The organism is Stenotrophomonas sp. GD03877 (genome assembly GCF_029840555.1).
In the GTDB taxonomy this organism is placed as follows: domain Bacteria; phylum Pseudomonadota; class Gammaproteobacteria; order Xanthomonadales; family Xanthomonadaceae; genus Stenotrophomonas; species Stenotrophomonas geniculata.
In genome coordinates this window covers 121,734-142,672 of the sequence record NZ_JAOCCT010000006.1, presented here as the reverse complement: position 1 = coordinate 142,672, position 20,939 = coordinate 121,734, and the positions used below count along the sequence as shown (strand labels likewise).

Below are 20,939 nucleotides of genomic sequence, written 5' to 3'. Positions count from 1 at the left end.
GACGATGACGGCGTGATCGACGGCGTTTCCCCGGCGGGGTTCAGCAATGTGGCGGCGGCGTTCAGCCACGACCGGCACCACGCAGGCGCTTACTTGACCTTGGCGTAGGTACCCTTCAGCGCGACGCCGGCGAGGATCGCACCGGCGTAGCATTCGTAGTTGGTGCTGCTCTTGAACTCGTTCTTCTTGTAGTAGCTGACGATGTCGACCACGGCGTTGGCGCCGCGCGACTTGGCGCCGTCCTGCAACGCGCGCAGCGCCGACAGTGCGACCCAGCGGCAGGCTTCGGCATCGCTCTTGTTGGCGGCGTTGGTCTTCTTGTTGGTCACGTCTTCGCCCAGGCGCTGCTGCACGCTGACCGGCTGGCCGGCCAGGTAGAAGCGGACGCTGCCGTCGATGCCGGCGTCCTTGGCAGCCTGCGAACTGACCAGTTCCTGCAGGGACTGTTCCACGCGGGTATCGCGGGCAGAAGCGGTGGAGGCCAGGGCCAGCAGTGCGGTGGCCGTGGCGATCATCAGGGTGCGGCGCATCGGAACATCTCCTTGTCGAGGGTGCGGGTAGGTTGCGGGAACAACGGCGGTGGGGCGGTGGATCACTCGCGCCAGCGGCGGAACACCAGCGAGGTGTTGATGCCGCCGAAGGCGAAGTTGTTGCTCATCACGTACTCGGCCTGCAGTTCGCGGCCTTGGCCGGTGATGAAGTCGAGCTGGCCACAGCGCGGGTCGACCTCGGCCAGGTTCAGGGTGGGCGCGAACCAGCCAGCGCGCATCATCTCGATGCTCATCCAGGCCTCGAACGCACCACAGGCGCCGAGCATGTGGCCGACATAGCTCTTCAGCGAGCTGATCGGCATGCGGCTGCCGAACACCTGCGCGGTGGCCTGGGTCTCGGCGATGTCGCCGTGATCGGTGGCGGTGCCGTGGGCGTTGACGTAGTCGATCTGCGCCGGCTCCAGGCCTGCATCCTCCAGCGCCAGGCGCATGGCCTGGGCCATGGTGTCGGCACTGGGCTGGGTGACGTGCTGGCCGTCGCTGTTGGTGCCGTAGCCGACCACCTCGGCAAGAATGGTGGCACCACGCGCCTGCGCGTGCTCCAGGTCTTCCAGGATCAGCGTACAGGCGCCCTCACCCAGCACCAGGCCATCGCGGCCGGCATCGAACGGGCGCGGCGTGGTCTGCGGCGCATCGTTGCGCACGCTGGTGGCGAACAGGGTGTCGAATACCGCCGCAGCGGTGGCATCGAGCTGCTCGGCACCGCCGGCCACCATCACCGTCTGCTTGCCGCTGCGGATCGCTTCGTAGGCCGCGCCCACGCCCTGGCTGCCCGAGGTGCAGGCGCTGGAGGTGGTGTAGACGCGCCCGGACAATCCAAAGAACACACCGATGTTGACCGGCGCGGTGTGGCTCATCATCTTCAGGTAGGTGGTGGCACTGATGCCTTCGGTGGTGAATTCGTTGAGCATGCGCCCGAATTCGCCGGTGGCCTCATGGCTGCCCGAGGACGAGCCGTAGGCCACGCCGGTACGGCCGCTGCGCAGTACCGGATGCTCGTGCAGGCCGGCTTCGCGCAGCGCCACCTCGGTGGCGCGCACCGACATGACCGCGACCTTGCCCATCGAGCGGGTGGTCTTGCGGTTGTAGTTCGGCGGCAGCTCGAAGTCCTGCGCCGGCGCGGCCAGCTTGGTGTTCAGGCCGGCATAGACATCCCATTCGGGCATCGTGCGCACGGCATTGCGGCAGCTGCGCAGGTGCGCTTCGATGGTGGGCCAGTCGTGGCCAAGCGGACTGATGGCCGCAGCACCGGTAACCACCACGCGACGATCGGCGGCCATCAGAGCATGCCCCCGTTCACCGAGATCACCTGGCGGGTGATGTAGCCGGCCGGCTCGGACAGCAGGAACGCCACCGTGGCCGCCACTTCGTCGGGGCGGCCGACACGGCCGGCGGGAATCAGCTTGAGCGCGTGTTCGATCACTTCATCGTTGAGCATTTCGGTCTCGATCAGGCCCGGAGCCACGCAGTTGACGGTGATCTGGCGGCTGGCCAGTTCGAGCGCCAGGGCCTTGGTGGCACCGATGATGCCGGCCTTGGCGGCACTGTAGTTGACCTGGCCGCGGTTGCCGGCCAGTCCGGACACCGACGACAGGGTGACGATGCGGCCGGGCTTGCGCCGCCGCACCATCGGCATGATCAGCGGATGCAGCACGTTGTAGAAGCCATCCAGGTTGGTGTGGATGACCTGGTCCCAATCCTCGGCCGACAGTGCCGGGAAAGCACCATCACGGGCGATGCCGGCGTTGCAGACCACGCCGTAGTACGCGCCATGCGCCTCGACATCGGCCTCCAGCGCGGCGCGTGCGGCCTCGCGGTCAGCCACGTCGAACGCCAGCACGCGGGCCTGCTGGCCCAGTGCATGGATCTCGGCCACCACGGCCTGTGCCTCTTCCAGGCGGCTGCGGCAATGCACCACCACGTCGAAGCCATCACGCGCGATGCGCAGCGCGATGGCCCGGCCGATGCCCCGGCTGGCGCCGGTCACCAGCACGCTTCGATTCCCTGTCATGCCTGTCCACTCTCCAGATAGGCCATCGCGTCGGCCGGTTCGAACACCGACACGTTGGCTGTCGCCCATTCGTCCTCACCTGCCAGGATGCGGCAGGCGAACATCCCCAATCCATTGTCACCCGACAGCTCGCAGCGCGCCTGTACGCGCAGCCGCGAACCGGCGGGGAAGCTGCTGCGCGCGCTGCTGTAGCGGCGGCTGCCGAGCAGGAAGCCCAGCTGCGGCGGCTTGCCGGCCGCACGCGCGCGGCAGCCGGCCCAGGCCGCGATGGCCTGCGCCATGTATTCGATGCCGACCCACGCCGGCACTTCGCCGTTCTCCACGAACAGGCCGGCCTCGGGCACCACCAGTTCGGCCTCGAGGGTGTCCTGGTCCCAATGCGTGATGCGCTGCAGCAGGCACATGTCCTGGCGGTGCGGCACCACCTCTTCGATTGCATACAGCGTGTTCATCGACGCTCCAGTGCCAGCACGGCGTTGCTGCCGCCGAAAGCGAACGAATTGCTCAGCACCCGTCGCGGCGGCTGCGCCAGGCGGGTGGCCGGTGCGACCAGCGGCAACACCGGCAGCGCTGGGTCGGCCACGCCGTCCCACCAGTGCGGCGGCAGCTGCTGCTGCGGGTTCTCGGCCAGCAGGATCCAGCACAGCGCGGCCTCGATCGCGCCCGAGACACCCAGCGTGTGCCCGGTCAGCGGCTTGGTCGAACTGGCTGGCACGCTGTTGCCCAGCACCTGCGAGACCGCCAGGCTTTCCATCGCATCGTTGTGGCCGGTGGCGGTGCCATGCAGGTTCACGTAGTCCACTTCGTCGGCGCCCCAGCCTGCGCGCAGCAGCGCCTGCTGCAGCGCGTCGATGGCACCCAGCCCCTGCGGGTCGGGAGCGGACATGTGGTGCGCGTCGGCCGATTCGCCCCACCCCGCCAGGCACACCGGGCCGGGCTCGCGGGTGAGCAGGAACAGCGCGGCGCCTTCGCCGATGTTGATGCCGGCGCGGTGCTGCGAGAACGGGTTGCAGCGTGCCGCCGACACCGATTCCAGCGCGCTGAAGCCAGCCACGGTGAAGCGGCACAGCGAATCGGCGCCACCGGCGATCACCGCATCGACGATGCCGGCGCGCAGCATGCGCGCGGCTGACATCAGTGCCTTGGCACTGGACGAACACGCCGTGGACAGGGTCCACGCCGGTCCCTGTGCGCCGCTGCGCTGGCGCACGAACTGCGCAGCGGTGCCCATTTCCTGCTGGGCGTAATCGAAGCCCTGCGGCCACTGGCCCTGTTCGGCGTGGCTGCGCAGGGCCTGCTCGGATTCACCGATGCCCGAGGTGCTGGTGCCCAGCACCACCGCCACGCGCTCGGCACCATGGCGGGCAATCGCCGCGGCCACCGCCGGTGCGATCTGCGCCAGCGCCACGTCCAGCAGGGCGTTGTTGCGCCCGCGCAGGGCCACCGGCAGGTCTTCCAGCGCCGGCAGCGGCGTGCGGACCTCTCCCAGCGCCAGGGTGCGCCCCGGCAGCAGGCTGTCGTTGTCGCTGAGCCCGCCCGGCACATCGGCGAACATCGCCGACGCGACCGCAGCGCGGCCATCGCCGAGCGCGCAGACCACGCCCAGGTCGTTCAGGTAGATCGGTGCACTCATGGGTCCTGCCCGGCCATATCGATCGATTCGATGCGCAGCGCATAGCCTTCGGCGCGGTTGTCCAGCTGCACGCTGCCATCGTCCAGGCGCTGCAGCAGCAGCCACACCGTGCCATCGCGCGACAGGCTGCGCTGCTGGCCGTCGTCGCTGACCTGCCAGTCGGCCGGCAGCGCGGCGGCGATGGCCGCGGTCGGCCACAGCGCGAACTGCAGGTCATCCAGCACACGCTCGGCACGTACCTGCGGCGGCAGCCACGGCGCACGCTGCTGGGTCAGCTGCTGGCCGTCCCACTGCAGGCGCACGCCGGTCTGGCCCATCGCCTGCACCGCCAGCTGCACCTGCTGCGCGTCGGCCTCCAGCAGCGCGTCGAGGTCGCGCTCATGGCTGCCGAAGCGGAAATGCAGCTGCTGCTGCAGGGCCAGCGGCGCCGGCAGGCTGGCCGGCGACAGGCGCAGCGGCGGCAGTTCCACCTGTGGCTTGGGCATGCGCCCGGCACAGGCGGCCAGCAGCAGGCACACCAGCAGGGCCGCAGTACGGAAGATCAGGCGCTGCACAGTTCCTCCAGCACGCGCATGCGACGGCCGCTTTCGTCGGCCACATACGGGTTGTTGGTGTCCCAGGCGTAGCCGGCCAGGATGGAGCTGATCATGTCGCGCACTTCGGGCTGCTGCTGCGGGTGGTAGATGATCTTCTGGAAGCCGCCTTCGTACCAGCTTTCGACGAAGCGGCGGAAGGTCTTCACGCCGGCGCGCAGCGGGATCGAGAATTCAGCTTCCCAGTCGACGGTGTCACCGGCATAGCGGCGCGCCAGGCATTCGCTGGCCAGCTGCGCGGACTTGAAGGCAATGGTCACACCGGACGAGAACACCGGGTCGAGGAACTCGCCGGCGTTGCCCAGCAGGGCATAGCCGGGCCCCCACAGCGAACGGACGTTGGCCGAGTAGCCGGTGATGCGGCGCACCGGCAGCACCGCCCATTCGGCGTTGGCCAGCAGGCGGGTCAGGTTGGGGTCCTCGCCGACGATGGCCTGCAGCTTCTGCAGGTCGTCACCCTCGTAGCGCTCGAAGAACGACGGCTCGGCGACCACGCCCAGCGAGCAGCAGCCGTTGGAGAACGGGATCGTCCAGTACCAGACGTCGACGTGCTCGGGGTGGGTGGTGATCAGGATCTTGTTGCGGTCGAAGTCCGCTTCGGCCGGAATGTTGTCGCGCACGTGGCAGAAGATCGCGCCGCGCACCGGGAAGTTGGATGGCGATTCCAGCTGCAGCAGGCGCGGCAGCAGGCGTGCGAAGCCGGAGGCATCGAGGATGAAGTCGGCTTCGATGCGGTATTCGCTGCCATCCGGGCGGCGCACGTTCACCGTGGGCTGTTCACCGGGTTCGACCGACAGCACTTCATCACCAAAACGCAGCGTGGTGCCCATGCGCTCGGCACCGCGTGCCAGCACGTTGTCGAAGTCGGCGCGCTGCACCTGGTAGGTGGTGCCCCAGCCTGGCGAGAACTTCTTCCGGAAGTCGAAGGCGGTACGCGCTTCGCCGTGCACGAAAGCGGCGCCGTTCTTGTACTGGAAGCCGGCCTCGACCACATCCTGCAGCAGCCCGGCGGCTTCAATGTATTCCATGCTCTGGGGCAGCAGGCTTTCGCCGATGGAGAAGCGCGGGAACTGCTGACGCTCCAGCATCAGCACCTGGCGGCCCTGCTGGCGCAGCATCGCCGCAGCCACGGAGCCGGCCGGGCCGGCACCGATGATCAGGATCTCAGTACGTTCGACAGCATCCACAGCAGTATTCATCGGTGCGTCCTTGTTGCTCGATCAGGTGGAAAGAAGGAAGTCGGAAGACAGGTTCAGGCTGGCGGCAGCTCATGCGGCGGCGGCCGGAACAACGGCGAGATCAACCAGACCAGGCCGATGCCGAACAGCAGGGTCAGGCCGAACGCGCGCAGCGCCGGGGTCTGCGACAGGCCCAGCAGACCGAACGACAGCCAGGTACTGGCCGCACCCACGCACACCGCCAGCCAGGCGCTGGCATCGCCACGGTGCTCGATCAGGAAGATGCCGTAGTCGATGCCCATGCCCAGCAGCAGCATCAACGCCAGCACGTTGAACAGCTGCAGCGGCTGGCCGAACAGGCCCAGCAGGCCCAGGGTCAGCGCGCCGGCGATCAGGGTCGGGGCGAACACGCGCCAGGCCTGGCGGCGGTAGCGCAGCCACAGCGCACCGAACACCAGTGCAATGCCGACCAGCAGCAGCCCACCCATCAGCTTGCGATAGTGGCCGAGCAGCTGCGAGAAATCGGCGGTGCGGTCGACCCAGCGCACGCCCGGCAGGCCCTCGGCCGCGCCACGCAGGGTCGTCAGTGCATCGGCGCGTGACAGGTCATCGACCATCACCACGCTGATCATCTGCCCACCCACCGCACCCACCCAAAGATGGCGGAACGGCTGCGACGCCGGCGAAGCGAGGAAGGCCTCGGCGGTAAGCGGTGCAGCCGCGAACTGCGGTCGCTGCAGCGGTTCACCCACGGCCTCGGACACGGCCGACAGCACGCCGGGTTCCACCTTTGCGGTAAGCGCGGCATCGGCTTGCTGGCGCGCCGGCGACGGCAGCCAATCGCTGATCGCGCGATAGCCACCAATGCGCTTGTCGTTGGCCAGTACACGCAGGCGCTCGGTCAGTGCTTCCTCGCGCTGCAGCAGCTGCGCGGCATCCGCGCCCTGCACCAGGTAGAACTGCGCCGGGCTGGGCATGCCCAGCAGCTGGCTCAGGCGGATCTGCTGCGCCATCAACGCTGGCGGTGATGACTGCAGGCTGCGCAGGTCGTCGTTGCTCTGCAGGCGTGCGATGCCGATTGCAGACAGTGCCAGCGTGATCACCACGAACATCGTCACCGCGCGACGGCCATGCAGGCGCGGGAAGCGCTCCAGCGTGTTGCCCAGCCACTGCGAGAAGCGGGTCTGGCGGATCTCGCCACCATCCAGCCACGGGAACCAGAAGATCACCGTGAGGAACGCAGCGGCCAGGCCCACCACCGAGAACAGCGCCATCTGGCGCAGGCCGGGGAACGGGGCCAGGCCCAACGCGAGGTAGGCCAGCGCACTGGTCAGCAGGGCCAGCCACAGGCCCGGCAGCAGATGCCGCAGCAGCTTCCAGCGGCGATCGGCCGGTTCGGCCTGGCGCGAGGCGAACCAGTGAATGCCGTAATCCTCGGCCACACCCACCAGCGACGCACCAAATACCAGGGTCAGCACGTGTACCTTGCCGAACACCAGCACGGTCACCGCCAGCGCCACGCCACAACCGATCAGCAGCGAGGCGGCGACCAGCAGGATCGGCCGCAGTGAGCGGAATGCCAGCCACACCAGCAGCAGCACCGCCGCCAGCGAACCCCACCCGATGGTGTTGATTTCCTGATTGGCCTGCACCGCGGCGGCCTCGGCATGCAGCGGCACGCCGGCATGCAGGATTTCCAGCTCCGGCGCTGCGGTCTTGGCCGCCTTTCCGGCCCGCTCCAGCAGGCCATCAAGATGGCGCTCGCCATCGAGCTGGAACGCCGAACCCGGCGTATCGAACTGCAGCGCCGCCCAATGCTTGCCTTCTGCTTCCAGCAGGCCGTCATCGCCCAACCGCAGGCCCGAACCCTGCGCCTGCTGCTGCCACCACTGCGGCCACAGCGACAGCGGGTCCTGTCGCCAGTCGGTCAGGCGCGGCGCGCCCATCGGGCCGTACAGTGCAGCCAGCGCCTGCTCGGCCAACGCGCCCGGTTCACTGCCCTGCAGCTGCTCGCGCTGGGCCGGGGTCAGCAGGCGGTCGCGGTACGGCGCGTAGAACGCGCGCGCCTCATCGAACCAGCCTTCGATCGAACCACTGGGCACCAACAAGGCGTGGTCGGCGTCCTTGGCCATGGCCGCCGCAAAGGCCGCCTGCGCGCGCTTGGCGGCCGCGCTGTCCTCGCTGCCGAGCAGCACCACCACCTGCCGCGAACTGCCATCGGCGATGCGCCGGGTGACATCGCTCAACAGGCGGTCATGCGCATCCTGCGGCAGCAGAGCGAGGATATCGGTGTCGATCCGCGACTCCTGGCTCCACAGGCGCCATTGCTGCGCGCCCATCACCAGCAGCACCAGCAGCCAGGCGATGCCCAGCCAATGCCACCAGCGCCGCAACCGGTCCGGTGCGTTCGATGCCACGGCCTCACTCAAAGCGGCGGGCCTCATCGGCGTTGAGCGTGGCCGGCGCCTCGCTCAACGCGCTGAACTGGATCTGCGTGCGGTCCTTGTTGGCCTCGACGATCTCGACCTGGCGCACGTAGCGATCGCCCTGCAGGGTCAGCGATTCGAAAGCCTTGGCCAGCATCGCCGACTTCGGCGTCAGGCGCAGCCGCCAGCCCTGCCCTTCGCGACTGGCAGCGACGTTGAACTGACTGGACAGCGCCTGCACGTCGCCGCTCATCAGCGCGAACATGATCGCGTTGACCGAGCGCATCGCCGGCTGCTGCCGCGCGTCGAGCTCGACGCGGGTGCTGCCATCGCGCTGGCGGCTGAGGATGCGGTCGGCGGTGACCACCACTTCAGAAGGGAACGGCTTGAGCGTGGTCCAGATCACGCCGTGCTGGCGCGCGACCACGAACCGGCCCTGCGAGCGCAGTGGGTTCTTGAAGCCGCTGACCTGTTTTTCCTGGCTGAACTGGCCACGCAGCACGTCGGGCCGCGCCACCGCCTGGGTGATCGCATCGACGGCGGGGTCGGCCGCCTGTACACGCGGTACGGCCGCCAGCAGCAGCGCGCACAGCAGCACGCTCGAAACACGGGCAAGCATCGTCACGGCGCAGGCACTCCCAGGCGTTCCCACAGTACCGGCGGGCACTGGTACAGCATTTCCTTGCTGGCCGCGTCCACCGCGACCTGGATGGTCATCGCGCGGGTCAGCACCTGGCCGCTTTCCGCATCGAGAATCTCGTACTCGATCTTCAGCCGGTTCTCCCATTCCGCGATGCGCGCGATCACGCGCAGGGCCTGGTTGAACAGCAGCGGGCGCACATATTTCACCCGTGCATCGACCACCGGCCACAGGTAGCCCGATTCGAGCATCTGCGGGTAGTCGTAGTCGTAGCGCCCGAGCAACGCGCAGCGCGCGATCTCGAAGTACTTGAAGTAGTTGCCATGCCAGACCACGTTCATCGGGTCGCAGTCATGGAAGGCGGGGGTCAACGCAATCTCGCCAACCCGTTCAATGGCCTCATTCACCGGCATACAGCTCCCAACGTTGCGCGCGGATCTCCACCAGCAGTTCCCGCAGTTCGCGATCCAGCGCGCGGTCTTCTTCAACCAGGGCGATGCGCTGCCCCAGGTCGGCGTACATGTCGGCCAGACTGCCATGCAGCTGCGCGTTCAGGCCAACCCGTTCGCGCAGCGCCAGGCCCTGGCGGGCGGCGATCAGCATCGCCGCCACCACCTGTTCGGTCAGTTCGATCACCCGCAGGCAGTCGCGCGCGGCGATGGTGCCCATGCTGACCTTGTCCTGGTTGTGGCATTCGGTGGAACGCGAGAACACGCTGGCCGGCATGGTCTGCTTCAGCGCTTCGGCGGTCCACGCCGAAACGCTGATCTGCAGCGCCTTCAGGCCATGGTTGATGGCCGCGCGCGGGCCGGTGGCCGCCGACAGGTTGGCCGGCAGGCCATGGTTGTAGCGGGCATCGACCACCAGTGCCAGCTGCCGGTCGAGCAGATCGGCAACATTGGCCACGGTGTTCTTCAGGGTGTCCATCGCCAGCGCGATGTGGCCGCCGTAGAAGTGGCCGCCATGCAGGATGCGCTCGCCGTCGGCGTCGATCAGCGGGTTGTCGTTGGCACTGTTCAGTTCGGTTTCGATCAGCTGGCGCAGGAACGGCAGGCTGTCTTCCAGCACGCCGATCACATGCGGCGCGCAGCGCAGCGAATAGCGGTCCTGCAGGCGCTGTTCATTGCGCGGCGGGCGCTCGCTGTGCAGGTCGCTGCGCAAGCGCGCGGCGATGCGGCCCTGGCCCGGGTGCGGCTTGGCCGCGAACAGGGTCTCGTCGAAGTGGTGCGCGTTGCCGTCGCTGGCCAGCACGTTGAACGCGGTCAGGCGCGTGGCCATGCGGGCCAGGTAATCGGCGCGCTGCCAGGCCAGGCAGGCCAGGCCGGTCATCACCGCGGTGCCGTTCATGATCGCCAGGCCTTCCTTCGGCCGCAGCTTCAGCGGGGTCATGCCGATCTTCGCCAGCACCTCGGCCGCCGGCTGCACGCGGCCGTCGAACAGCACCTCGCGTTCGCCGCACAGCACTGCCGCCACGTACGACAGCGGGGTCAGGTCGCCACTGGCACCGACCGAGCCTTCGGCCGGAATCATCGGCAGCACGTCGTGCTGCAGCAGCGTGGCCAGGCCTTCCAGCAGCGGCACGCTGACACCGGACATGCCGCGCACCAGCGACGCCAGGCGCGCAGCCAACACCGCACGGGTCTCGACCGGGTCCAGGTAACGACCCAGGCCACAACCATGGTAGGTGTAGAGGTGGTGCGGTAGTTCAGCCACCAGCGCCGGCGGGATGTTCACCGTGCATGAGTCGCCATAGCCGGTGGTCACACCGTAGATCACGCCGTCCTCGCGCAGCAGGCGGTCGAGGAAGTCGGCACCACGCTGGATGTGCGCACGGAATGCCGGCGCGTCGCTCAGTGCGGCCTCGCACTGGCGCTGGGCCAGGGCAACCACGTCTTCGATGGTCAACGGTGCATCGCCAAAGCGGCACACGGGTACGGCGTCAGTCGTCATGCGGAGCCTGATCCCAGAAGGGGAAGAAATTGAACCAGTCCAACGGGGACTGGATGAGCTGGAGTTCCAGCCAGCGCGCGAAGCGCTGTGCCTGTTCGGCCAGTGCCGCATCGCGTGAGCCACGCGGCAGCACGATGCGTTCGGCGAACTGTTCAAACGCCACGCGATAGCCTTCGCCCTGGTGCAGGCAGGCCATGGTGTAGACCGGGCAGCCCAGCGCGGCGGCGAGCACGTAGGCGCCGATCGGGAACGGCGCCCGGTGGCCGAGAAAATCGGCGGTGACGCTGCGACCGCCCTGCACCGGCGTGCGGTCGCCGACGATGGCGACAAAGCCACCGGCGGCCACGCGCTCGGCCAGCACCACCGCCGTGGCCGGGCCCATTTCGGTGACCTGCACCAGTTCCACCGCCGCCAGTGGGTCCAAGCGCTGCAGCAGGCGGTTGAAGCGCTGCGCGTGCGCGGTGTGCACCAGCACGGTGATGCGGAAACCCGGCACCTGTTCGGCCAGCACCTGGCACAGTTCCAGGCAGCCGATGTGCGCGGTGAGGATCAGCCCACCTTCGCGGCGCGCGATCTTCTCCAGCACCAGGTCGCGATGCAGGTGGATGCGTTCGGCCGGATAGCGCCCGCCCAGGCCGAGGATCTTGTCCAGCATCGTGTCGGCGAAGGCGAAGAAATGGCGCAGGCTGTCGCGCCGTGTCGGCGTGCGGCCGAGCGCGCCGCTGTGCGCCTGCAGGCGCTGCAGATATTGCATTGAAGCCTGGCGACCGACACGGTTGCCCAGCCAATGGCAGGCCACCACCGGCCACACGCACAGGCGGAACGGCCAGCGCCCGAACCAGCGGTGCACCCAGCACAGGAACAGCACGCCGGCCACCGACGTCGATTCGCCGATGTCGGCCCAGTGCGGGGCACCCTGCGCGGTCGCCATCTCAGTGCTGCCCCCGCAGGCGGCGCCACAGCAGGCGTGGTGCGCGCCAGAGCATGCCGAAGAACAGGCGGGTATGCATGCGGCTGATGCGCACGTTGTCGCGCCACACATCGAAGTGCGACACGCCATCGGCGGGATAGGTCACGCGCGTGGCCAGGTGCTCGACCGGCAGCTGCCGCCAGTACAGGCGCACCATCATCTCGGTATCGAAATCCATGCGGCGGCCGATGGTCTCTTCACCGATCAGTCGCAGCACCGGCGGCAGCGGATACACGCGGAAGCCGCACATGGTGTCGCGCAGGTGCAGCGACAGCGTGTTGATCCAGACCCAGATATGGGTCGCGTAGCGCCCGTACAGGCGCGCCTTCGGAACACTGGCGTCGTAGGCCGGAATGCCGCAGATCACCGCCTCGGGATGGGCGCGCGCCGCTTCGATGAAGCGTGGCAGGTCAGCGGTGTCGTGCTGGCCATCGGCATCGATCTGCAGCACGTGGCTGTAGCCACGCGCACCGGCTTCGGCGAAACCGGCCAGCATTGCCCCGCCCTTGCCCTGGTTGATGTCCAGGCGCAGCAGGTCGACGCCCTGGCGCTGTGCCAGCGAACGCAGTGCAATCGCGCACGCCTCATGCGAGCCATCGTCGACCAGCAGGCACGGCAGGCCGGCGGCCTGCACGCCGTCGACCACCGCCGCGATGGCGTGCTCGTGGTCGTAGACGGGAATCACCACCAGTGGCGCGAACGCGGCACCGGCAACGGCCGGATCAGTCCGCATCGGCGAAGACCACCTTGCCGCTGGCATGCACACCGTGGCTGGAGGTGTAGCGGAAGGCCAGCACGTTGCGTGCGGCATCCCAGTCCAGCTGCAGGGTCAGCTCATCGCCCGGGCGGGCCACATGCTGGAACTTCACTGCGTCCATGCGCAGGAAAGCAGCCGGCATCGCGAACACCTGGCGGCCGAAACGCACGGCCCAGTCCAGCTGTGCCACGCCGGGCAGGATCGCTGCCTGCGGGAAATGACCCTGGAATGGCCGCAGCGCCGGGTCGAGGGTCATGCGCAGGGTGGCGCTGGCGGCGTCGCGGCGGTCCCAGACCGGCACCGGCATCAGCGGCTGGAACAGCGCTGCCAGTGCCGCCTGGGTGACCTTGCCCTGTGCGTTGATCGGCAGCGTTGGCACCAGCCGCCAGCGGCGCGGCCGGGTGACTGCATCATGTGCCTGTGCCAGGCGCGCGCCCAGGCGCTGGCCCAGCGCGCGGCGCGCGGCGTCACCGCCCTCCAGCAGCGCCAGGTCGGCCGGCACCACCACGGCCGCCAGCTGCTCGCGCTGGCCGGGCAGGACCAGCACGCGCACGTCGTCCACTTCGGCGTCTTCGCGCAGCGCGCGTTCGAGCGCATCCAGCGAAACGCGGCGCTCTTCGATCTTGACGATGCGGTCGGCACGGCCCAGCAGGCGGAAGCGGCCGTCGGCCAACGCTTCGACGCGGTCCTGGGTACGCCACCAATCCGGGGTTTCCAGATGCGCGGAGGCCACCGCCAGGCAGCCATCCTCGATGCGCCACTGCACGCCCGGCAGCGGCTGCCACGGCGGCAGGTCGGTATCCCAGCAGCGCCAGGCGATACCGCCGGTCTCGCTGCTGCCATAGACCTCGGTCGGCGCCACGCCCAGCCACTGCCGTACCTGGCGTGCAGCTTCTTCCGGCAGTGGGCCACCGGAGGAGAACACCGCACGCAGGCGGCCATGCAGGCTGGCCCAGTCGAGCTGCTCGGGCAGGCGCTTGAGGTGAGCCGGGGTCGCCACCAGCACCGTGTCGGTACCGGCCAGCGCGCCTACCAGGTCTTCATGGAAGAACCGGCGTGGATGGATCAGGCGGCCGGCGGCCAGTGGCCACAGCACGCGGAACAGCAGGCCGTAGATGTGCTGGTGGGACACCGTGCCATGCACCTGCACGCCTTCCAGCTGCGCGCCGAACGCGGCCTGCAGCGCATCCACCTCGCGCGCCAGCTGGTCCATGCGCTTGCTGATCGCGCTCGGCTGGCCGGTGCTGCCGGAGGTGAACACGCACAGTTCGCAGGCGCGCTCGTCCAGCGCCTGCAGTTCGTCGTCCAGCGCGGCGTCCAGCGCCGCCAGCGGGCGGTAATCGGCGGACACGTCGCCTGCGAAACCGCTCACCTGCGGCTGCAGCGCCTGCAGCGTGGCCGGCAGGTTGTCGGCGGCCAGGAACACCCGCTTGCCGGCATGCCAGGCGCCGAACAGCGCCGCAGCAAAGGCCACGGCATCGTCGAAATACAGGGCCCAGTCATGGCCTTCGGCGGCCGCAAAGGCCGCGCGCCAGGCCAGCACGTGCTGGCGGAAGCGGGCGTGGTCGATCACCTCGCCATCGCAGACGCCAATGCTTCGATGCGGCCGCGCCTCCAGCAGCAGCCGGTCCAGGGCAATCCACTCAGCCATGCGCGTGCGCCGCCTTCACCCGCCGCCGCACCAGCCACTCACCTGCGAACAACACGCCCATCATCACGTACGCCAACAATCCGTTGTAGAGCATCCAGACCCGGTCCGACGCGTACAGCGCGGTCAGCAGGGCCAGGCTGCCGTTGAGAACGAAGAAGCCACACCACACCTGGGTGACGCGGCGGGTATAGGCCACCGCGAACGCTGGCAGGTCCGGTTCCTGCAGCCGTGCCAGGCGTTCCACCAGCGGCGGGCCGAAACGCAGGCTGGTGCCAAACACCGCCAGCATCACTGCATTGACCAGCGCCGGATACAGCTTCAGTGGCAGGGCCTGGTTGAGCACGGTAGCCAGTACCGCCAGCAAGCCGGTGCCCGCCGCTGCGGCCCACCACAGCGGCTGGCGCGAACTCAGCGCGCGCAGCAGGGCCAGGGTGAACAGCAGCAGCGACAGCCAGCGTGGCTCAAAGCGGCCCATCGCCAGGTACACCAGTACCGGGTAGGCCAGCGAGATCGCAGCCACCACGACCGTGCGTGCGCGTGCCATGGTGGAGCCGCCGGCGCTGCGGTCAGGCGGCTGCCTGGTCCGGCAGCAGCCTGTGCACCACATCAACGATGTCCTGCACGGTACGCACGGCCTTGAACGCTTCCGGCTGCAGGTTGCGGCCGAGCAGCGGCTTGAGCTGCACGATCAGGTCCACCGCATCAATGCTGTCGATGTCCAGGTCGTCGTACAGGCGGGCCTCGGGCGTGATCCGGGCGGTTTCGATCTCGAAGCTGTCGGTCAGGATGCTGACGATGCGTTCGAACAGTTCATTCTTGGTCATGGCAGGTCCTGGCACCGTTACGACTGGCGGGCGGCGACGAACTCGCCGAGCGCGCGCACGCTGGAGAAATGGCGACGGGTTTCTTCCGAATCGGCCGAGAGGCTCACACCGTACTTCTTCTGCAGCGCCAGGCCCAGCTCCAGCGCGTCGATCGAATCCAGGCCAAGGCCCTCGACGAACAGCGGCGCGGTCGGATCGATGTCCTCCGGCGTGATGTCCTCCAGCGAAAGGGAGGAAATGATCAATTCCTTGATCTCGTGCTCAAGTGCTTGCACGGTTCGGATCTCCAGACAGGTCGAAATAGCGAGAAAGGTGCTCGGTGACGCGACGGGCTGCCAAGGCATCCCCCCTTGGCGAGTCGTCTTCGGCCAGAAATGGCGCGATCGGGATATCTTCGCCGATCTGCAGCCGAACGTGAAAGCGACGTGAGGGGACACGATACCACTTCTGCCCCTTGGTCAGCGTTGGCGGGCTGCAGGTGATCCGCACCGGGGTGATGTCCAGGCGGCCGCGCACGGCGATGTTGGCCGCGCCCCGCTGCAGCCGCGGCGGCTGTCCGGGCACGCTGCGGGTGCCCTCCGGGAAGATGACCAGGGTGCCGCCGGCATGCACCGCGGCCACGCAGTCATCGACCAGGCCGGCGCCATCGTCATTGGCGATGTAGCCGGCGGCCCGCACCGGACCGCGCATGAACGGGTTGCAGGCCACGGCCCGCTTGACCACGCAGTCGGCGTTGGGAAGCAGCGAGATCAGGCAGACCACGTCGATCAGGGTCGGGTGGTTGGCCAGCACCAGCAGGCCGTCGCGCTGCAGGCGCTCACCGCCCTCGATCTCGTAGGTCATCACCCCCAGCCCGCGCATCAGCCGCAGGTGGCTGGCGAACGCGACCTGGACCACGCGCCGGGCGCGGCGGCGGCGCGCCACCGGGTCACGCATCAGCAGCAGTACCGGCATCACCAGAACGCCGAGCAGCACCCCGCCCAGGCCAAACGCGACGAAGCTGAGGCCGGTGCCAAACACCCGCCAAGCATGGTCGAGGCGGCGCAGCAGCTCAGCCACGGCGGCTCCAGCACCAGCGCTGGCCGTGGGCCACGTGTTCCAGTGCCGGCGCGCCGGACAACAGGAAGCGGTGCAGGTCCAGCGCATGCGGCAGCAGGCCGGGCGCAGTGCTGGCCTGGCCGTCGGCCGGCTGCCACTGCAGCGACAGCGTCGGCCGGCCCTCTGCCGGAGCGGTCAAACGCCAGCACCATGCAAAGAACGGATCGGGTTCGTCGGCGAACGTCGCGTAAATTTCAGGAAGTGGCGACTCGTAGACCACTACCCGTACCTCGCGGGCGCCATCGGCAAGCAGGCCGACGGCCTCCAGGCAGGCCGTCTCCACCGTGGCCTGGCCCGCCGCCAGCGCCAGGTAGTTGCCGCGGTGGCCGCGGGCGATGGAATACAGCGCGGCGATCGCGTTGTGCACGGACAGGCCGAATCCGGTCGGCGACAACGGCTGGTCGCCGACCAGCGCGCCCAGCAGGTCCATCGAGCGGGCCACGTCGCCGTGGCGGCTGGCGAACACCAGCGGCACGTCACTGTCGGCGCCCTGCCCGTCCTCGCACCAGCACGCGGCCTGGATCGCCATACGACCCAGCCGCTCGATGCGACGGCGCTGCATCGCCGGCACTTCGGCCAGCGCCGGCGTGTCCCCGCCATGCGGCAGGTACGGCGCATCGGCCCAGCCCAGCCACTGGCTGCGCTCACTCAGGCCGGGCGCCCAGGCGGCCCAGTCGACGATGGAAAATTCGATCATTTGGCGATGGTGCTTCAACGGGAGAACGATAGGCACGAGCCATTACGGCGACGCGCGGCGGCCCCCCGTTCCTGCAGCCGTGCGTCCGTCCAGGACGTCGCCGGCTGCCCCCCTGGCCGCCGGAAAGGAGCGCACGCTAGCACGTCCCGCGCGGGGTGTGCAGGTTTCACATTCCCCAACACGGGGCCCGGCAAGCGTAGGCCCCGTCTTCAATCGATCAGTGGTAACCGGTGTCGGCGTGCACCTTGCCGCGGAATACCCGGTAGGACCACGCCGTATAGCCGAGGATGACCGGCAGCAATATGACCAGCCCGACCAGCGTGAAGCCCAGCGACGACGCCGGCGCGGCGGCCTGCCACAGGGTCATCGACGGTGGCAGCAGATACGGCCACATGCCCAGCACCAGACCGAGGAAGCCGAGTACGAACAGGGCCAGGCTGAGCAGGAACGGCGGCAGGTCACGGCGCGGGTGGGTGGCACTGCGCCACAGCGCGGCGGCTACCGCCAGGGTCAGCAGCGGCACCGGCGACAGCCACCAGAAGTTGCCGTCGCTGAACCAGCGATCCATCAACCGCGAATCGAGGAACGGCAGCCAGCTGCTGACCAGGCCCATCGCCGCGATCACCGCCACCACCAGCGGCCGGGTCATCTGCCGCGCCAGCGCCTGCACGCGCCCTTCGGTCTTCAGGATCAGCCAGGTGCTGCCCAGCAGCGCGTAGCCGGCGACCAGCGCAGCGCCGGTCAGCATCGCGAACGGGCTGAACCAGGCGAACGGCCCGCCCTGATAGACACCGTCCACCAGCGGGATGCCCTGCACCAGGGTGCCGAGGATCACGCCCTGGGCGAAGGTCGCCAGCAGCGAACCGAGGCCGAACGCCACGCTCCACAGCCGGCGCGAACGATGCGCCTTGAAGCGGAACTCGAACGCCACGCCTCGGAACACCAGCGCCACCACCAGCAGCAGCACCGGCAGGTACAGCGCCGACAGCAGCACCGCATACGCCTTCGGGAACGCCGCCAGCAGGCCGGCGCCACCGAGCACCAGCCAGGTCTCGTTGCCGTCCCAGATCGGCGCGGCGGTGTTCATCATCAGGTCCAGCTGTTCCTCGTCCTCGGCGAACGGGGCGAGGATGCCGATGCCGAGCACGAAGCCGTCCAGCACCACGTACATCAGCACGCCGAAGCCGATCACCGCGAACCATGCCACCGGCAGCCAGGTCATCAGGTCCATGTCAGCGTTCCTCCAGCGGTTCGTCGGCGGCCGACAGCGGACGTGCCGGGGTATGGCTGCCGTGGTCCAGCGACGGCCCCTCGGCGTACGGCTGCGGCCCATGGCGCAGGATCTTCACCAGGTACCAGATGCCCCAGCCAAACACGAAGGCATAGCCAACAACGTAGACGCCCAGCGACAGCGCGGTCATCCACGCGCTCTGCGGGCCCACTGCATCAGCGGTGCGCAGCACGCCATACACCACCCACGGCTGGCGCCCCATCTCGGTAACGAACCAACCCGACAGCAGCGCGATGAAGCCACTGGGCAGCATCCAGTTCCAGCCGCGCAGCAGCCACGGCGAATCCAGCAGCTTCTTCCGCCACAACTGGAAGGCCGACACCCAGGCCAGCAACAGCATCAGCGTGCCCAGCCCGACCATGATGCGGAAGGCGAAGAACACCGGCGTCACCGGCGGCCGCTCGCTGGCGGGTACCGAGGTGAGAGGATCGAAAGTGCCATCCAGGCTGTGGGTGAGGATCACGCTGCCCAGCTTCGGGATGGCAACCTCGAAATCGTTGCGCTCTTCCTTCTCGTTCGGCAGCGCGAAGACCACCAGCGGCACGCCCTCGCCTTCCCTGGTTTCATGCCAGTGCGCTTCCATCGCCGCGATCTTCATCGGCTGGTGCTTGAGCGTGTTCAGGCCATGCATGTCGCCGACGAAGATCTGCACCGGCACGGTCAGTGCGGCGAACGCCACCGCCGCGATCAGCATGCGCCGACCCGCTTCCACGTGCGTTCCCTTTCGCAGGTACCACGCACCCACGCCACCGATCACGAAACAGGTGGTGATGAACGAGCCCAGCGCCATGTGCGCCAGGCGATAGGGGAACGAGGGGTTGAACACCACCTGCCACCAGTCGACCGGATGCACGATACCGTTGACCATCTCGTAACCGGCCGGCGTATGCAGCCAGCTGTTGGACGACAGGATCCAGAACGTGGAGAACAGCGTGCCCAGCGCCACCATGCAGGTGGAGAAGAAATGCAGGCGCGGTGAGACCCGGCCCCATCCGAACATCATCACGCCGAGGAAGCTGGCTTCCAGGAAGAACGCGGTCAACACCTCATAGGTCAGCAGAGGGCCGATGACCGTGCCGGCCACCTCGCTCAGCCGCGGCCAGTTGGTACCGAACTGGAAGGCCATGACGATGCCGCTGACCACGCCCATGCCGAACGACACCGCGAAGATCTTCTGCCAGAAGAAATACAGCTCGCGCCACACGGGCAACTTCGAGCGCAGCCAGCGCCATTCGATGAAGGCCAGCCAGCTGGCCGTGCCAATGGTGAAGGCGGGGAACAGCACGTGGAAACTGATGACGAATCCGAACTGGATCCGGGACAACAACAACGCGTCCAAGGGACGCCTCCTGCCTGTGACCGGTGGGATACCGGACCACTTTAGGAGGATTTCGTTAAGGTGGGATGCGACCGGGTGACGCGCTGCTTCACTTTGTCGCAGGTGGAGCTGGGCTCACGGGCGAACGAATCAGAACGGCTTCAACAACGCCAATGGCTCCTCCCGCACCGTTCGCCATGCACGGGGCAGCAGGGCGGCAAGACTCGACACCATCACCAGCATGAACGCCATCAACCCTGTCGGCCACGACCATATCGAGATTCCGTCCTCGGGCGACCAGAACAGGTACAGCGAACACGCGCCCAGCACGGCGCCAGGAATGGTGAAGATGCTGACTTCGAAGATGATCTCCGCGAAGATCACCGATGCGCGCGCCCCCAACGTTCGACGGATACCGATGGAGCGCCGCCTGCGCTCCAGCCATGCGCCTACCACGCCGGACACGCCGGCCATCAGCACACCCAGTACCACCGCTGCCATGAAAGCGAGCATGGCCGTCGTGAAGCGATCTGCACGAAGGTAGGCATCGCGATATCCGGCCAACGTGTCAACGCCTGTCGGATTCACGACGCGATAGGGCTGCCGCAGCGCCTCAACGGTGCGGTCAAGCAACACGCGATCCACCTCCGCGTGGGATCCGATCAGGTAATAGCGGCTCGCACCGGTTGGAAAACCGGGAAACAGCGCCCACTGCGAGTCCCGATCGTTTCCACCTGGCGCAGGCCCGACGATGGACGAGAACACACCCACGATCACCCTGCTGCTTCCCGGCCCGAAGTACAGCTGACGACCCACGGCGCTGTCCGAGCCAAACAGATGGACGGCCAATGCCTCGCTGATCAGCACGACCGGCGCGCCGTCGGTCGCCTCATGGTCTGCCGGCAAACGCCCCTTCACCACCTGTGCCCCCAGCATCGTCAACAGGCCTGGGCTGGCGGTTATCACGGGAATGCGATCACAGCCTGCCACGTCGCTGCTGCCAGCCGCCATGGCGTGTGCCATGGCTGCATCACTGGTGCATGCACCGTAATGATGAGCCCTGCCTCCGAACGGAACCGAATCGCTGGCGACCGCCTGCCGGACGCCAGGGAGCTGGATGGCGGAGAGGTCCGATCGCACCAACGAAGGCGCCCCCCTCTCTTCGATATCGGAGACCCGGATGACACCGATCGCCTGTGCTCCCTCGATGCCCCGCGTGTTCAATCGTGAGAAACCATCTGCGGCAGACTGCAGGGCAAAGGCGCAGGCCAGGCTGGCCAGTGCGGCCTGTAAAAACAGCAGCGACGCGCGGCCCAGGTGGTTGCGGACTTCCTGCATTGAATCCAACATT

At 68.1% G+C, this 20,939-nt stretch carries 22 protein-coding genes; all 22 read right to left on the bottom strand.

Going from position 1 to position 20,939, the window contains the following annotated elements:
* Positions 1-89: 89 nt before the first annotated feature.
* Positions 90-530, bottom strand: coding sequence for a hypothetical protein (locus tag N5D20_RS06700; RefSeq protein ID WP_010482305.1), 441 nt, complete (start codon positions 528-530; stop codon positions 90-92).
* 62 nt (positions 531-592) lie between these two features.
* Entirely contained in the window at positions 593-1,831 is a 1,239-nt protein-coding gene (locus N5D20_RS06695) for a beta-ketoacyl-ACP synthase (protein WP_010482307.1), read from the bottom strand.
* Positions 1,831-2,562 carry a 3-ketoacyl-ACP reductase FabG2 gene (locus N5D20_RS06690; protein ID WP_006401885.1) on the bottom strand — a complete coding sequence of 244 codons (732 nt, stop codon included), beginning with the start codon at positions 2,560-2,562 and terminating at the stop codon, positions 1,831-1,833. The genes N5D20_RS06695 and N5D20_RS06690 overlap by 1 nt, the downstream gene beginning before the upstream one ends.
* Positions 2,559-3,014 (bottom strand): hypothetical protein, encoded by a 456-nt coding sequence (locus N5D20_RS06685; protein WP_197578122.1) that lies wholly within the window; start codon positions 3,012-3,014, stop codon positions 2,559-2,561. The genes N5D20_RS06690 and N5D20_RS06685 overlap by 4 nt, the downstream gene beginning before the upstream one ends.
* Positions 3,011-4,195, bottom strand: coding sequence for a beta-ketoacyl-ACP synthase (locus N5D20_RS06680; protein ID WP_279914244.1), 1,185 nt, complete (start codon positions 4,193-4,195; stop codon positions 3,011-3,013). The genes N5D20_RS06685 and N5D20_RS06680 overlap by 4 nt, the downstream gene beginning before the upstream one ends.
* Complete coding sequence (locus N5D20_RS06675; protein ID WP_197578124.1) at positions 4,192-4,749, bottom strand: DUF3261 domain-containing protein; 558 nt, start codon at positions 4,747-4,749, stop codon at positions 4,192-4,194. Before N5D20_RS06675 ends, N5D20_RS06680 begins: the two co-directional genes overlap by 4 nt.
* Positions 4,737-5,987 carry an NAD(P)/FAD-dependent oxidoreductase gene (locus N5D20_RS06670; protein WP_197578125.1) on the bottom strand — a complete coding sequence of 417 codons (1,251 nt, stop codon included), beginning with the start codon at positions 5,985-5,987 and terminating at the stop codon, positions 4,737-4,739. The genes N5D20_RS06675 and N5D20_RS06670 overlap by 13 nt, the downstream gene beginning before the upstream one ends.
* A gap of 53 nt (positions 5,988-6,040) precedes the next feature.
* Positions 6,041-8,395, bottom strand: coding sequence for an MMPL family transporter (locus N5D20_RS06665; RefSeq protein WP_197578167.1), 2,355 nt, complete (start codon positions 8,393-8,395; stop codon positions 6,041-6,043).
* The gene (locus N5D20_RS06660) at positions 8,388-9,011 is read right to left on the bottom strand and encodes an outer membrane lipoprotein carrier protein LolA (protein ID WP_180836324.1); all 624 of its coding nucleotides are present in this window, start codon (positions 9,009-9,011) and stop codon (positions 8,388-8,390) included. Before N5D20_RS06660 ends, N5D20_RS06665 begins: the two co-directional genes overlap by 8 nt.
* A 2-nt stretch (positions 9,012-9,013) precedes the next feature.
* The gene (locus N5D20_RS06655; protein WP_180836318.1) at positions 9,014-9,445 is read right to left on the bottom strand and encodes an acyl-CoA thioesterase; all 432 of its coding nucleotides are present in this window, start codon (positions 9,443-9,445) and stop codon (positions 9,014-9,016) included.
* The gene (locus N5D20_RS06650) at positions 9,432-10,982 is read right to left on the bottom strand and encodes an aromatic amino acid ammonia-lyase (protein WP_010482319.1); all 1,551 of its coding nucleotides are present in this window, start codon (positions 10,980-10,982) and stop codon (positions 9,432-9,434) included. The genes N5D20_RS06655 and N5D20_RS06650 overlap by 14 nt, the downstream gene beginning before the upstream one ends.
* Complete coding sequence (locus N5D20_RS06645; RefSeq protein ID WP_197578126.1) at positions 10,972-11,913, bottom strand: acyltransferase; 942 nt, start codon at positions 11,911-11,913, stop codon at positions 10,972-10,974. Before N5D20_RS06645 ends, N5D20_RS06650 begins: the two co-directional genes overlap by 11 nt.
* Before the next feature lies 1 nt (position 11,914).
* Complete coding sequence (locus N5D20_RS06640) at positions 11,915-12,685, bottom strand: glycosyltransferase family 2 protein (RefSeq protein ID WP_197578127.1); 771 nt, start codon at positions 12,683-12,685, stop codon at positions 11,915-11,917.
* Positions 12,675-14,360 (bottom strand): AMP-binding protein, encoded by a 1,686-nt coding sequence (locus tag N5D20_RS06635; RefSeq protein ID WP_197578128.1) that lies wholly within the window; start codon positions 14,358-14,360, stop codon positions 12,675-12,677. Before N5D20_RS06635 ends, N5D20_RS06640 begins: the two co-directional genes overlap by 11 nt.
* Positions 14,353-14,904, bottom strand: coding sequence for a membrane protein (locus N5D20_RS06630; RefSeq protein ID WP_049436063.1), 552 nt, complete (start codon positions 14,902-14,904; stop codon positions 14,353-14,355). Before N5D20_RS06630 ends, N5D20_RS06635 begins: the two co-directional genes overlap by 8 nt.
* A 22-nt stretch (positions 14,905-14,926) precedes the next feature.
* Positions 14,927-15,184: an acyl carrier protein gene (locus N5D20_RS06625; protein WP_006402206.1), complete on the bottom strand. Its 258-nt coding sequence runs from the start codon at positions 15,182-15,184 to the stop codon at positions 14,927-14,929.
* 17 nt (positions 15,185-15,201) lie between these two features.
* Positions 15,202-15,459 carry a phosphopantetheine-binding protein gene (locus N5D20_RS06620; protein WP_005411610.1) on the bottom strand — a complete coding sequence of 86 codons (258 nt, stop codon included), beginning with the start codon at positions 15,457-15,459 and terminating at the stop codon, positions 15,202-15,204.
* Positions 15,446-16,243, bottom strand: coding sequence for a lysophospholipid acyltransferase family protein (locus N5D20_RS06615; RefSeq protein WP_049435993.1), 798 nt, complete (start codon positions 16,241-16,243; stop codon positions 15,446-15,448). Before N5D20_RS06615 ends, N5D20_RS06620 begins: the two co-directional genes overlap by 14 nt.
* A complete protein-coding gene (locus tag N5D20_RS06610; RefSeq protein WP_049435994.1) occupies positions 16,236-16,979 on the bottom strand; it encodes a beta-ketoacyl synthase chain length factor in 744 nt (247 codons plus the stop codon). The genes N5D20_RS06615 and N5D20_RS06610 overlap by 8 nt, the downstream gene beginning before the upstream one ends.
* Before the next feature lie 217 nt (positions 16,980-17,196).
* A complete protein-coding gene (gene cydB, locus N5D20_RS06605) occupies positions 17,197-18,210 on the bottom strand; it encodes a cytochrome d ubiquinol oxidase subunit II (protein WP_010482330.1) in 1,014 nt (337 codons plus the stop codon).
* 1 nt (position 18,211) lies between these two features.
* Positions 18,212-19,609 (bottom strand): cytochrome ubiquinol oxidase subunit I, encoded by a 1,398-nt coding sequence (locus N5D20_RS06600; RefSeq protein ID WP_197578129.1) that lies wholly within the window; start codon positions 19,607-19,609, stop codon positions 18,212-18,214.
* 129 nt (positions 19,610-19,738) lie between these two features.
* On the bottom strand, positions 19,739-20,938 hold the full coding sequence (locus N5D20_RS06595) for an ABC transporter permease (RefSeq protein ID WP_279914243.1): 1,200 nt from the start codon (positions 20,936-20,938) through the stop codon (positions 19,739-19,741).
* Position 20,939 lies beyond the last annotated feature (1 nt).

Coding starts and splice junctions, on each gene's coding strand:
- N5D20_RS06690 (WP_006401885.1), bottom strand. CDS start 2,562: ATGACAGGGAATCGAAGCGTGCTGGTGACCGGCGCCAGCCGGGGCATC.
- N5D20_RS06680 (WP_279914244.1), bottom strand. CDS start 4,195: ATGAGTGCACCGATCTACCTGAACGACCTGGGCGTGGTCTGCGCGCTC.
- N5D20_RS06655 (WP_180836318.1), bottom strand. CDS start 9,445: ATGCCGGTGAATGAGGCCATTGAACGGGTTGGCGAGATTGCGTTGACC.
- N5D20_RS06610 (WP_049435994.1), bottom strand. CDS start 16,979: ATGATCGAATTTTCCATCGTCGACTGGGCCGCCTGGGCGCCCGGCCTG.
- N5D20_RS06670 (WP_197578125.1), bottom strand. CDS start 5,987: ATGAATACTGCTGTGGATGCTGTCGAACGTACTGAGATCCTGATCATC.
- N5D20_RS06630 (WP_049436063.1), bottom strand. CDS start 14,904: ATGGCACGCGCACGCACGGTCGTGGTGGCTGCGATCTCGCTGGCCTAC.
- N5D20_RS06695 (WP_010482307.1), bottom strand. CDS start 1,831: ATGGCCGCCGATCGTCGCGTGGTGGTTACCGGTGCTGCGGCCATCAGT.
- N5D20_RS06625 (WP_006402206.1), bottom strand. CDS start 15,184: ATGACCAAGAATGAACTGTTCGAACGCATCGTCAGCATCCTGACCGAC.
- N5D20_RS06685 (WP_197578122.1), bottom strand. CDS start 3,014: ATGAACACGCTGTATGCAATCGAAGAGGTGGTGCCGCACCGCCAGGAC.
- N5D20_RS06650 (WP_010482319.1), bottom strand. CDS start 10,982: ATGACGACTGACGCCGTACCCGTGTGCCGCTTTGGCGATGCACCGTTG.
- N5D20_RS06640 (WP_197578127.1), bottom strand. CDS start 12,685: ATGCGGACTGATCCGGCCGTTGCCGGTGCCGCGTTCGCGCCACTGGTG.
- N5D20_RS06660 (WP_180836324.1), bottom strand. CDS start 9,011: ATGCTTGCCCGTGTTTCGAGCGTGCTGCTGTGCGCGCTGCTGCTGGCG.
- N5D20_RS06645 (WP_197578126.1), bottom strand. CDS start 11,913: ATGGCGACCGCGCAGGGTGCCCCGCACTGGGCCGACATCGGCGAATCG.
- N5D20_RS06595 (WP_279914243.1), bottom strand. CDS start 20,938: ATGTTGGATTCAATGCAGGAAGTCCGCAACCACCTGGGCCGCGCGTCG.
- cydB (WP_010482330.1), bottom strand. CDS start 18,210: ATGGACCTGATGACCTGGCTGCCGGTGGCATGGTTCGCGGTGATCGGC.
- N5D20_RS06635 (WP_197578128.1), bottom strand. CDS start 14,360: ATGGCTGAGTGGATTGCCCTGGACCGGCTGCTGCTGGAGGCGCGGCCG.
- N5D20_RS06700 (WP_010482305.1), bottom strand. CDS start 530: ATGCGCCGCACCCTGATGATCGCCACGGCCACCGCACTGCTGGCCCTG.